Here is an 11,297-nt window from a genome sequence, read left to right as displayed (position 1 = left end):
GCCGGACCACAAAAGATGCAACAGAACCCCGCGGCGGACGCCACACGACGGCGAAGCCTTTCCGCCTCTGCAGACCGCTTGCGTCGCTGCGGCGGGCTGAACGGCCTACCAGCCGCAGCCGTCCCGGTCGGGCGCGAGCCCTAACAAACCCGCGGGTGGCGTGGTCCGAAGGCGCGAGGTGGCGGGCGGGGACCAAGGATCCCGTCGATCATCCCCTTGGCCCGGCCAATCAGTTCCGTCAGCGTCACGCCCTCTGGATCCTGCGGAACCGCCTGCGCTTCGCCTCTACCGGCCGGCGGGTGGATGATCACGGCGCATTGCGCGCCGCCGGCGTCCCGAAGTTCGAGCTGGTAGGTCCGGTATGGCTGGAACGAGACCACGAGCAGGCGGCTCATCGTGTTGCTCCATCTTTGGCGGCAGTGCCCCACGGGGCGTAGTTCGCCAAGTGCGGCGTGAGGGCTGATTTGCCTGCAGGCCGCAGCACGGCCGGAATGATGGAGCGCTTCAGCCCGGCCGCGCGTTGCGGCGAGGGGGTGCATCGCCCTCGCCGTCCAGGTTTACGCCGCTTGCGCGCGCTGGCCCTGCTCGACCGCTGCCGCCGCCCGCTGCGCCAGCGGAGCAGACACCTGCTCCGCCATCTTCTGGGCCGCGTGCTGCAGCTTCGTCCCCTCGCTGAGGATACGCTCGAGGGATGCCCGGGTCAGGTTCGCCTGCAGCGCCAGCACGTCCTGCGGGGTCTTCGCACCGGCGAAGGCCTTGGTGCTCTCCGCCGCCTGCTGCATCAGACCCTGGACCGCCGTGACATAAAGCCGGCTGAGCTCCTGCATGCCGGCCATGTAGGCCTGGGTGGACTGTGTCAGAGCCTCGAGGTTGCCGCGGCCGAACGCGGTAACAGCCTGGGTCGTCTTGGACATGGCTTCCGCCGTCGGCTGCCAGGTCATGATTGGGGCTGTCATCATCGCAAATTCCCTCCCGAAATTCCGCTTGCCGCCGGTCTTGGCGCCAAGTTGCTGCAATGCAGCATGTCCCTGGTTTAGGGCTCATGAGGCGGCATCGCAACGAAATTGTGCGGCGCAGCAAGACTTCGGAAGCGATGGTACTTTGCCGAAAGCTTCCGGGCAGGCGGTCTGAAGCTCGTACGATTGTTGGCGAGCACGGTGTCGAGCAGGTCGGCAACCGGCTAATGCGCCGGCTCGGCGACGGCCGGCTTGTCGCCACAGCGGGAGCAGCGTAGCCGCTCAATGACCCGCCGGATCGGGGTCACGCTGGGCACCCGGTGCCGGACGGCCAGTGCGCCAATCCGCGGCTTGGTGCTGCGCCCGCAGCCGCACGCCACGTGCAGCCGCAACCCGGCCAGCAGGAAGACCGGGTCCGCAGGGTTTGGCTGGCTGTCGTTCATCGCTACCGCTCAGGCCAGCTGCAGCCGCGCTGCCGCCAAGGCGTCCCGGGCCGCCTGCAGCGCGGCCAAAGATTGCTGGGCCTGCCGCTGGCCGGCCGCGTCGCTGCGGTCCAGATCGTCGATCTGTTCCTGGGCCGCCTCCACGCCCTCGGCCAGCGCCGCGTGGAGGTCCGCAATGCACTCGTGGATCAACGCGTGCTCGGCGGGCGGCGTGTCCATCAGCCAGTCCGTGACCATGGCCTCCACGGCACGGCGGACGCGGCCAGAGTCGGCGGCGCGCTGCGCCAGCTCGGCCAGGTGTTGCAGGGCGTGGGTCTCGGGGGCAGGCGGGCGCGGGGGTCTCTTCGCCATTGGGGGATCTCCAATGGCCAGGAAATGGTTCTCGAACAAAAGAAGAACAAGAGGGACTGAATAGCCCGCGCTGTTAGCTCACCAGAATCTTGCGTTCAGGCACTGGCGGCGAAGAGGGATAGAGGATGAGTCCCTGACGCTCATCCACGGCCACTCGCGCCTCAGGGTAGACTGCAAGAGCCAGCTTTAAGGACGGAAGCACGTCGCGGCGGAAGTAGCGCAGTTCCTTGTAGCCCTCTCCAAACTGCTTCCGTAGGGCGTGCCAGCTCACCTCAACGGACTCAGTCAGGGCGTGGAGCCGATAGGCGAGCCAGATGTAGAGATCGATCGCCATGGAGCGGCTGGAGATCTGCCGGACGGCCTCCTCGCGTAGTGGCAGAGGGTGTTCGATGAGGGACTGATAGAAACCCTCGTCCAGGCGTACCCTCTCTTGCCAAAGCGGAAGTTGGGCGGGAGTAGAGTCCAAGGGTAGGATGGCGTCTCGAATAAACGCTCCGTTGGTGACCAACTCTGCATTCTCAGTTCTGCGGAAGAAAGTGAGGCGGCATCTGGAAATGCGACGGCTCTGCTCCCGGACGATCTGATAGGTCTTCCCGCCGGCAGCTATCCCCATAGCTCCTAGCCAGGCATTCATAGAGGCGCCTAGCTCTACCTCCCGACTGCGGGTCTTCACGGCCTGAGTCTGCAAGTAAAGCAGGATCATGCGGGCGATGGAGCCGTACGGGATGCCGATCGGCTTGCGGTTAGTATCCAGGCCGCTTTCCACCAGCAGCTTCACCCGGCCGCTTTCACGCTCCCAGATGGTCTCAGAAGTCTGCTTGTGCGGCAGGGCGGCCATGGCAAATCCAGCGTGGGTAATGCCGATGTTGGCCTGCTCGTCGGAGAGGACCTCATAGGCGGCTTCGACGCACAGGCGGTCAGCGCGGTTATCGACTGTCCGCCGAGCGGCCTCAATGCCGTGCGTCAGAATAAGGTGATGAACCTGCCCCATGGCGCCCATCCGAAGCGGATCGGAAGCTCGGGTCAAGTTGGACTCTACTCCCGCAAGCTATTTGGAAGATATTTGAATCTACTATTTGTTATGCGTGAGCAGAGTCCAGGGGATAACCCGGATTCGCGGGAGTGGGGTCCAATCCTGTGGCGGGAGTAGAGTCCAAATCTGGCCTGTGGATAACCGCCTCCCCGTGAGTAGAGTCCAAACTTTTTGAGCGCCGACTTGATGGGCAACGGACAGAGCAGGAGAAGAGGCCAAGGGCTCCCGAGTCGCATTCCCCATCAAAGATAGCCCCCTTGCCGAGTAGGGGCATATACCCCTTCCCCCAATACCTCTCTAGCTGTCTTCCTGACTAGCAGCATTCCCGCCTCGGCGCCGCCGATTGTCCGGAGGATTCACATCGGCCTCTGGCACCTCATAACCAGCTTCGCGCATCAGGCGGGCGAACAAGCGACGGGTGCTGCCGGCCTTCTCGGCCTCCTGGGCTATTAGGTCGGCGAAGGCTTCGGATGCCTTGAAGTTAATCTGGACCACCGCCGGCGGCCGGTTGCGCTGGGCTAGCGGCTGGGATGCGGGCCTGCTGGGGTGCTGGACAACCACCGGAGGCAAGCTGGCTGTGGCGCCAGCGAGTTGCGCGGCCAGATCCGCACCGCTGACACGCTTCGGCTTGAAGGTGTTCATGCGGCCTTGCCCGCTACCCGGATAGACGGAATAGTAGGTATAGCCCCCTTACCGGAAAGCTCAACTATCAGGCTAGCGGCCTGATCCCCTACCTTGCCCGAGGTAGGCACGAACCCACTGAAGGACAGCTTTGTGAAGTCCGCCAAGTCACCGAAGGACTGCTGCAGGATCGGCAGCTTCTCTTCCTGCAAGCTGTCGAGCGCGGCTCGTTCAGAGAGCCCGCGCGGCTTCCAACGGGTGAGTAGCACGCTATACGGTATAGACCGTCTAGCAGCCTTGCTGAGGCTAGCCACTTGCTGGGCAGTGCGCATGGTCTCCCGCACGCTGCCCCGGTCGGGCATACAGGGGATGAGCACATAGTCGGCCATACCGATCGCCGAGGCGGCGGTCAGGTTCTCAAAGCCAGCAGTATCGATAAGCACAGCGTCGTGGCTTTCGGCCAGCTCGCCCGCCAGATCTACCACCTTAATGTGGTCAGTCTCGCTACAGCAGGTGAGCTCCGGCCCTTCATAGGCATCGCGATGCCAGGACGCGAAGGACTGGTTCCGGTCCGCATCCACGACTGCCACGCGGTATCCCCGCGTCGCTAGATTGGCCGAGAGGATCATCACCGTAGTGCTCTTCGAGCAGCCCCCCTTACCGGAAGCTACCGTCAATATAGTCCCCATATCCGCCTATCCCCCTTCCTTTCGCTAGCTGCCTAGCGACCCCGGCCCCAATAGGAGCATAGGGGGAAAGAAAACGGAATGGGGATATGGGGATATCCCCATATCAGGGTAGCTGGAAAGGGATGGCTATGTGTCGCCCCGCCATCAAGGCAGCACAGTGCTCCTTCAGAACAAGGGGAGCTGCATGGGAGGTGCCGGCTGCGGGGAGGGGGGAGGGTAGGGCAGCCCACATGCGGCTGCTCTGCCCCTCCAGCTTGCGGGAAGCTACTCGTTCGGCGTGGCGAGCAGGTCCTCGACCTCGACCTTCAGGACATTGGCTAGCCGCACCAGCGCGGCCGCACTGCCGGGTTTCTTGCCGCCTTCGATCTCGGAGAGATAGGCCGAATTGACATTGGCGGCCGCGGCCAGGGCACGCGCCGTCATACCGCGATGCTCACGCCAAACGCGGATGGGGCTTTCTCCATCGGAGATGCGAGAAGCCTCCTCCAGCGTCAAGCCGTCGGCACGGACGGCTGCGAGGCCCTCCGTTGCGACGCGCCGGTCGAAGGCGGCCAGCGCCGCCCGATCGGCAACATCCTCGGCAGCCTCCAACAGCGCCTCATAGTCCGCCCGGCGGAGGGTGACGGTGTCCGCCGTTTCGGCGATGGGTCCGACGTGAGCCATCAGTCATAGACCTCCCTGCGGTGGGCGATGCGGATCACGAAAACATCGCCCTCGACGACGGTGAAAATGGCGCGCCAGTCGCCTTGCCGCACCCGAAACCGCCCGGCCGGCTCGCCCCTCATCGTCTGCACGTTCGGGTGCAGGGCCTCGGGATTCGCGGCGATCGCTTCCAGGCGCGCCTTCAGCTGTTCACGCTCCCGCTTCGGCACGGCCAGGAACTCTTTCACGGCACTGCGAGGAAGGATCAGCGTCACGGGCAGACTGTTAGCCATCAGCTAACGGATATGCAAGTAAAATCAGCCAACAGCTAATCTCTCTCATGGGCTCTGCTTCTCCCTCTCAGGACCGCCCAGTGGGCCGGCAAGAGGCTAAACAGTGGTTTGAGCTCTGGTCTTCCGCCATCTGGCCCGGCATGCCGCAAACATGACGCGTTCGCCCACCGCTGAAGCAGAACCCTACAAACTGGAGGCCATGGCTGCCGCACTTGAGGCCAGTGGGCGCTACCAGGTGCTGCGCCGGATCGCGCCGCGACCAGCCACTGAGTGCCCGCCGGGGGTCCCGACCCGGCTCGGCCTCCTGCTCGACCTCGAGACCACCGGGCTCGATCCGGCGCAGGACGAGATCATCGCGTTCGCCATGCTGCCCTTCACCTACAGGCTCGATGGCACGCTCTACCAGGTGGGCGAGCCGTTCAGCCGGCTGCGTCAGCCCTCCCACCCGATCCCGCCCACCGTCAGCGCGCTGACCGGCCTGACCGACGCGCTGGTCGCCGGGCAGCAGATCGACCCGGTCGAGGTGGCGCGCTTCGTGGAGCCCGCGGCGCTGATCGTGGCGCACAACGCAAGCTTCGACCGCCGCTTTGCCGAGCGGTTTTGCGCGGCCTTTGTCACCAAGCCCTGGGCCTGCTCGCTCAACGGGGTGGACTGGGCGGGGGAGGGGTTTGAGGGCACCCGGCTCGGCTATCTGGCCATGCGGCACGGGCTGTTCTTCGACGGGCACCGCGCGCATCACGGCTGCCAGGCGACGCTCGAGATCCTGGCCCGGCCGCTGCCCCGGTCCGGGGTTCCTGCGCTGGCGCAGCTGCTGCAGGGGGCACGGCAGACGAGCTGGCGGATCTGGGCGGAGCAGGCGCCGTTCGAGGCCAAGGACCGCCTGAAGGCGCGTGGCTACCGCTGGAACGGCGAGGGGCAGCCGCGCGCCTGGTTCATCGACGTGGCGGAAGCCGAGCGCGAGGCGGAACTCGCCTTCCTGCACAGCGAGATCTACGGTCGTGCAGTGGAACTGCCGACGCGGCGGCTAACGGCATATGAACGCTTCTCCGAGCGGGCCTGAGGCGCAGGGTCTTCCCGATCCGGCACCGGCCCGATGTGCGCCGCTGAACAATGGGATCAGGTCGCAAATCTGAATTGCGCCGGCTCGCAAGGTTCTCGGGCCCGCGCCCGGTTCCCTGCGCCCCTCGGCGAAGCGTTGGAAGGTCATCAGGGGGGGGACCGTCGTGACCGCCGGCCACCTCCAGACCGTCCGGGGTGAGGGCATGCAGGCTCCTGCCGGGGCGTGCGCTGGGGTAAAGCTGGGACGCAGCCCGATCGCTCCCTTTTGTGCTGTTTTTGCAAGGATGCTGCCTGTGACAAAGCCGGTCGACTGCCTGGCCATCGCGCGCACCTTCTTCGCCGACGAGGCGGCGGCGGATCTGGTGCGGCAGCTGCTCCGGCACCTCGAGCAGTACCAGGCCGGCTTCCAGGCCCTGCCGCCGCCGGCGCGGCGCCGCGCGGCCTATGCGCGAACCGCCAAGACCGCCGCGAAGCTGCTGCAGCAACTCAATGCCTATGATGCCACCGAACTGGCCGACCTGTTCCGGCGATCGGCGTCCCGGGCGCCCGACGAAGCGGCGGCGCCGGTGCTGGCGGACACCGCGCTGCAGAGCCGCGCCGTCGCCGGCCCGCTGCGGATCCACGGCCTGGAGGATGCGATCACCGTCCTGGACCTGCTCCGCCATCTCGGCGTGAGCGCCGGGCAGCAGGCGGGCAGCCAGCCGGAGACCGCCGCCGGCCGGCCGGACCGTCCCGATCCCCTGGTGGCCGGCGTCGAGGGGCTCGCCGCCATCTGGCGGCAGCGGGCCGGAAGGCCGATGAACCGGAGCACCAAGGCCGGCGGCTTCGGGGCCCTGTGCCAGTTGGTGCTGGCCGCGCCGCCGCTCGCGTTCCCTCCGACCTCGATCCGGCACGCCGTCGACCGGTTCCTGCAGGACATGCCCCCCGCGAAGCCCCGCTGAGGGCGAGCACGCGTCGCGTTTTCGTCGATTTCTGGATCGGCTTTCGCTGGCCGCCAGCGGCCAGATGCGACGAATAGACGGTCAGCCATGAACCATCGCGCTGACCCTCCACCCCCCCGTCCAGACCCCGGTGACCGGCTGCTGCGCCTGGCCGAGGTCGCCACCTATCTCGGCACCTCGCCGCGCACGCTGCGGCGCTGGCGCGCGCAGGGGCTGATCCCCGTGGTCCGCATTGGCGGCAGCGTCCGCGTGCGCGCCGCCGACCTGGAGCGCGCCCTGGCCGGCCCGTCGGACCCGGCCGCGAGCGGCCCGGAGACGCCCTGACATGACCAAGCCGAATCAGAGCCTTACGGCGGATTGTGCAAACGTCGCCGCGCTCACCTTCGTCTTCAACCCTGGTACGGTTGCACGAATGGCCGCTCCTGGCCGCCTCTGTCCACCTGCGGAGAATGCTCCATGAAAGCCCTTGATCCGCGCGCCGTGCAAGCCGTGCCGGCCGAACTGGCTACCCGCCCGGACACCCCGAGTTTCGCCGCGGCCCTGGCCGCCGTGGCCGGCTGGAGCGACCTTGCCGAGACGCGCCGGCGGGACCTCGCCTCCGCGCTGTCGATGGCCGCCAAGATGCTGGGGCTGCCGTCGGCGGCGGTGCCCTGCGACACCGCCTGGCTCAACGCGCGCCTCTTCCAGCGCCCGGCGGCCGCTTTCGGCATGGGACCGCGCCGCTTCGCCAACATTGTCGGCGGGCTGCGGGCGGTGTTGCGCCGGCTGGGCCGGCACGCGCCGCACCGGCCGAGCGGAGCCGATCTGTCGCCGGCCTGGGCCGCCCTGCTGAGCTACGACCTCCACGCCGGACAGACGGGCGGCCTACGGGCCTTCGCCCGCGCCTGCACGGCGTCGGGCGTTGCGCCCGACGCCGTGTCGGACGCCACGCTCGCCGCCTGGGCCGCGACCGAGCGGCAAACCCGCCTGGGCCAGGGGGCCGGCCGCCGGGCCGCGATCGTCGCCCGCGCCTGGGAGGACCTGCGCACGCGGCATGGCCTGGACCTGCCGCCGCTGCGGGCGCCGGCGCGGCGCCAGCCCTACACCTTCCCGTTCACCCACTACCCTTCCAGTTTCCAGGAGGATGTGCAGCGCTTCGCGGCCCGCCTCGCGCCGCGCCGCGGCGGCGACATCTACCGCACGCGATCCACCGCCGGGGCCGGCCGCCCGCGCCGGGGCCTGCGCGAGCAGACCGTGAAGACCCGGCTCTTCGCCATCCGGCAGGCCGCGGCCCTGCTGGTGCGCAGCGGCGTGCCCGCCGAGTGGCTGCGCAGCCTGCGCGACCTCGTCGAGCCGCTGAACCACGTGGAGCGCATCCTCGACGGCATTGAGGCGCGCTCCGGCAGCACCACCGGGGGGCAGGTCAACACCGTAGCGGTGACCCTGCGCATCATCGCCGAGCACCATGTCGGCCTTGCCGGCGAGAGCCTGGAGACGATCCGCCGCTGGGCCGGCGAGACCCGGCCACCGGCCGCCCAGGGTCCAACCGGCAAGGTGCGCGAGCGGATCCGCGCGCTGGTGCAGCCGCACGCCCATGCCCGCCTGCTGCACCTGCCGGAGGCCCTGATGCGCCGGGCCCGGGAGCCCGGCCTGGCGTCGCAGGAGGCCGCCCGGCTGGCGCGCCTCGCCGTGGCGCTGGAGATCCTGCTGATCTGTCCGCTGCGGCAGTCGAACCTGCGCGGGCTGCGGCTCGACCGGCACCTGCGGCGCCTCGATGGGCGTGGCCGCCGGCTGACCCACCTGGTGATCGGCGCCGACGAGGTGAAGAACCACGAGCCGATCGAGTGGCCGGTGCCGGCCGCGAGCGCCGCGCTGATCGAGACCTACATCGCGCAGTACCGGCCCCTTCTGGCGGGGGAGGCCAACCCCTACCTGCTGCCGGGCACGGACGACCGGCCGCTCTCGGCCAATGGCTTCGCCCAGCAGCTCAAGAAGGTGCTGTTGGCCGAGATCGGCATCGCGGTGCACCCGCACCTGATGCGCAACTTCGCCGCCTGGCTCTACCTGCGGCAGCATGAAGGCGCCTACGAGGATGTCAGCCGCATCCTCGGCCACCGCTCGCTCGACAGCGCGCGCAACTTCTACATCCTGTTCGACAAGGAGGCCGTGGCCGCGCGGCTGGACAAGGTGGTCTTCGCGGCACGTCAGGAAACCCGCGTCCTGGCTCGTGCCGCGCGGGCAGGGCGGCCGGGGGCCTGGCGCCAGGGCGGCCCGCGATGAGCGCCGATCCGCGGCGCCGCTGCCTGCCGCTGGCCGAGTGGCCCGCAGGGCACCGGCAGGCCTGGGCGGCGGCCCTGACGGGCCGCCGCCGGCGCAGCCGCGCGCCGTCCCCAGCACCGGGCTGGGCGCCGGCGACTCTCCAGAAGACCGCCGAGGGCTACGGCCGCTGGCTGGGCTTCCTGCGCTGGCATGGCCTGCTGGACGAGGCGGCCTCGCCCGCGGCCCTGGCGGCGCCGGAGACGGTGGGCCGCTACTTCGACGAGCTCCAGGCTCTGGGCAATGCCGATCACACCGTGATCGGCCGCCTGCAGGAGCTGGAGGACGCGCTCCGCGTGCTGGAGCCCGCAGGCGACCATCGCTGGATCCGCCGCCCGGAGGGTTCGCCGGTGCGCGCGCTGCTGCCGATGCGCCCGCGCGACCACACGGTCCGCCACAGCGCCGAGCTGCTGCGCTGGGGCCTCGCGCTGATGCAGGAGGCGCTGACACTCACGGGACCGCGGCGGCGGCAGGTGCAGCTGCGGGACGGGCTGCTGATCGCGGTCCTGGCCAGCCGCGCCTACCGGCTGCGCTCGGTGGTGGCGCTGCGCCTCGGGCAGCACCTGCACCGGGAGGGCGACCGCTGGCGCGTCACCCTGGCGGCGGAGGACATGAAGAACCGCCGGCCCGACGACTGCCTGCTGCCGGCCTGCCTCACGCCCTGGATCGAGCGCTACCTGGTGCAGGAGCGGATGGAGTTGCTGGCCGGCGAGCCGAGCGACGCCCTCTGGGTCAACTGGGGCGGCCGCCCGCTCGGCACCCGTGGCCTGGAGAAGCGGATCCGCTGGCGGTCCAACCAGCGCTTTGGCGCGGCGGAGGTCTTTGGGCCGCACCGCTTCCGGCACGCGCTCGCCACCTCGATCGCGCTGGACCTGCCGGAGGATCCGCATGCCGGGCCGACCATGCTCACCATCAGCCAGGCGGTGAGCCGTAAGCACTACGACCGCAGCAAGGGCCTCGGCGCGGCCCGCCGCTACCACGCGGGGCTGTCGCGGGAGCGGGCCCGCACGGCGGCGCTGGCGCGGAACTTGGCGGGCGCCGTGGCGCCGGATGCGGGCCGGGAGGACGGCGGCGCAGGGACGGCAGGATAGGCGAGGGGAGCCGGCGCTCCGGCCGGGCGCAGGCCGGCGGGACGAACCCTCGCGCCGCCTCCTGGCCTGCGCTGCCGGCAACGCGAAAAGCCTCCGCCCCTGGATGGGGCGGAGGCCTGGTGCGGTCAGCCGGCCGGCGTGTCCGGTTCGGCGGGCCACGGTGTGGCGGGACCGTCGAGGCGCCGGGCGACCGCGCGGCAGTGCGCCTGCAGCTGATCCGCGACGGCCGTCAGCTCCTCGCGCAGGGCGGCCGCGAGTTCGCCGGTGTACTGCCAGGCGAGGATGACCTCGCGGATGCCTGCGGCGCGCCACAGGCGCCGCTGCTCGGTGGCTTCGAGCCGCTGCAGCATGGCCAGGCGGGCGAGCAGGTCCTGCAGTTCGTCGAGGCCCATGACGAGGTCGAGGCCGGTGACGGCCGGCGCGGCGGCTGCCGCCGCCGGAGGCGGGGCAGCGGCAGCGTGCGCCGGCTGCCCGGTGGCGGAGGGCCCTGGGTGGGTCATGATGAACTCCGATTGGAAGGGTGTTGGGAAGGAAAGCGGGACCGTGCGCGCTGCGCGGAGAGGGCGCGGCGCCGCGTCCCGGACCTGCTATGCAGAGGCACGGCAGGTAAAATAAAAATGGTTTTTATTGCAGACTATTCAATATAAATCAATGTAATAACGCAATTATTTTCGATATATATTTGTATTTACAGTCTTGTTTTGGAAATGAACTTGCCCTGTTGAAACCCTCGGCTCCCGAAAGCGATTGCACTGGCTTTTGGTGGAGCCGGGAGGTGACCGATGCGGAGGATGTCGAAGTCGGCAGTTCGGGTCGCACGCGAGGCGCTGACGGCGGGCCGCGTAGCCCTACCGGGGTTGTGTTGCGAAGTTTGCAGCAGATT

At 68.8% G+C, this 11,297-nt stretch carries 15 protein-coding genes; 5 read left to right on the top strand and 10 right to left on the bottom strand.

The window, feature by feature from the left end; all coding sequences use genetic code 11:
• Nucleotides 1-140 precede the first annotated feature (140 nt).
• The 9 genes from E0493_RS22415 to E0493_RS22375 all read right to left on the bottom strand — a co-directional run bounded on the left by E0493_RS22415 (nt 141) and on the right by E0493_RS22375 (nt 5,010).
• On the bottom strand, nt 141-395 hold the full coding sequence (locus E0493_RS22415; protein ID WP_160939497.1) for a hypothetical protein: 255 nt from the start codon (nt 393-395) through the stop codon (nt 141-143).
• A gap of 162 nt (nt 396-557) precedes the next feature.
• Nucleotides 558-1,016, bottom strand: a complete 459-nt coding sequence (locus tag E0493_RS22410) for a phasin family protein (RefSeq protein WP_160939496.1) — start codon at nt 1,014-1,016, stop codon at nt 558-560.
• A gap of 164 nt (nt 1,017-1,180) precedes the next feature.
• The gene (locus tag E0493_RS22405) at nt 1,181-1,399 is read right to left on the bottom strand and encodes a hypothetical protein (RefSeq protein WP_160939495.1); all 219 of its coding nucleotides are present in this window, start codon (nt 1,397-1,399) and stop codon (nt 1,181-1,183) included.
• 9 nt (nt 1,400-1,408) lie between these two features.
• On the bottom strand, nt 1,409-1,750 hold the full coding sequence (locus tag E0493_RS22400; protein WP_160939494.1) for a hypothetical protein: 342 nt from the start codon (nt 1,748-1,750) through the stop codon (nt 1,409-1,411).
• Between the two features lie 73 nt (nt 1,751-1,823).
• Nucleotides 1,824-2,777 (bottom strand): replication protein RepA, encoded by a 954-nt coding sequence (locus E0493_RS22395; protein WP_268894149.1) that lies wholly within the window; start codon nt 2,775-2,777, stop codon nt 1,824-1,826.
• Between the two features lie 303 nt (nt 2,778-3,080).
• Entirely contained in the window at nt 3,081-3,425 is a 345-nt protein-coding gene (locus E0493_RS22390; protein WP_160939493.1) for a hypothetical protein, read from the bottom strand.
• Nucleotides 3,422-4,093 (bottom strand): ParA family protein, encoded by a 672-nt coding sequence (locus E0493_RS22385; protein ID WP_268894148.1) that lies wholly within the window; start codon nt 4,091-4,093, stop codon nt 3,422-3,424. Before E0493_RS22385 ends, E0493_RS22390 begins: the two co-directional genes overlap by 4 nt.
• A 264-nt stretch (nt 4,094-4,357) precedes the next feature.
• On the bottom strand, nt 4,358-4,756 hold the full coding sequence (locus E0493_RS22380; RefSeq protein ID WP_160939491.1) for a helix-turn-helix domain-containing protein: 399 nt from the start codon (nt 4,754-4,756) through the stop codon (nt 4,358-4,360).
• A complete protein-coding gene (locus E0493_RS22375) occupies nt 4,756-5,010 on the bottom strand; it encodes a type II toxin-antitoxin system RelE family toxin (protein WP_160939490.1) in 255 nt (84 codons plus the stop codon). The genes E0493_RS22380 and E0493_RS22375 overlap by 1 nt, the downstream gene beginning before the upstream one ends.
• A 169-nt stretch (nt 5,011-5,179) precedes the next feature.
• Between E0493_RS22375 and E0493_RS22370 the strand changes: the two genes are divergently transcribed.
• The 5 genes from E0493_RS22370 to E0493_RS22350 all read left to right on the top strand — a co-directional run bounded on the left by E0493_RS22370 (nt 5,180) and on the right by E0493_RS22350 (nt 10,414).
• Nucleotides 5,180-6,088, top strand: a complete 909-nt coding sequence (locus E0493_RS22370) for a 3'-5' exonuclease (protein ID WP_160939489.1) — start codon at nt 5,180-5,182, stop codon at nt 6,086-6,088.
• Between the two features lie 163 nt (nt 6,089-6,251).
• Nucleotides 6,252-7,028: a hypothetical protein gene (locus E0493_RS22365; RefSeq protein ID WP_160939488.1), complete on the top strand. Its 777-nt coding sequence runs from the start codon at nt 6,252-6,254 to the stop codon at nt 7,026-7,028.
• 87 nt (nt 7,029-7,115) lie between these two features.
• Nucleotides 7,116-7,352, top strand: a complete 237-nt coding sequence (locus E0493_RS22360; RefSeq protein ID WP_160939487.1) for a helix-turn-helix domain-containing protein — start codon at nt 7,116-7,118, stop codon at nt 7,350-7,352.
• Nucleotides 7,353-7,484: 132 nt separating this feature from the next.
• Nucleotides 7,485-9,287: a tyrosine-type recombinase/integrase gene (locus E0493_RS22355; protein ID WP_160939486.1), complete on the top strand. Its 1,803-nt coding sequence runs from the start codon at nt 7,485-7,487 to the stop codon at nt 9,285-9,287.
• Nucleotides 9,284-10,414: a tyrosine-type recombinase/integrase gene (locus E0493_RS22350; protein ID WP_160939485.1), complete on the top strand. Its 1,131-nt coding sequence runs from the start codon at nt 9,284-9,286 to the stop codon at nt 10,412-10,414. Before E0493_RS22355 ends, E0493_RS22350 begins: the two co-directional genes overlap by 4 nt.
• Nucleotides 10,415-10,539: 125 nt before the next feature.
• On the opposite strand, the gene E0493_RS22345 is transcribed toward E0493_RS22350, so the two are convergent.
• Nucleotides 10,540-10,914 carry a hypothetical protein gene (locus E0493_RS22345; RefSeq protein ID WP_160939484.1) on the bottom strand — a complete coding sequence of 125 codons (375 nt, stop codon included), beginning with the start codon at nt 10,912-10,914 and terminating at the stop codon, nt 10,540-10,542.
• Between the last annotated feature and the right edge of the window lie 383 nt (nt 10,915-11,297).

The organism is Teichococcus coralli, from assembly GCF_009829925.1.
Lineage (GTDB): Bacteria > Pseudomonadota > Alphaproteobacteria > Acetobacterales > Acetobacteraceae > Pseudoroseomonas > Pseudoroseomonas coralli.
The sequence above is the reverse complement of the archived record's forward strand: the minus strand, read 5'-3'. Positions and strand labels throughout refer to the sequence as shown.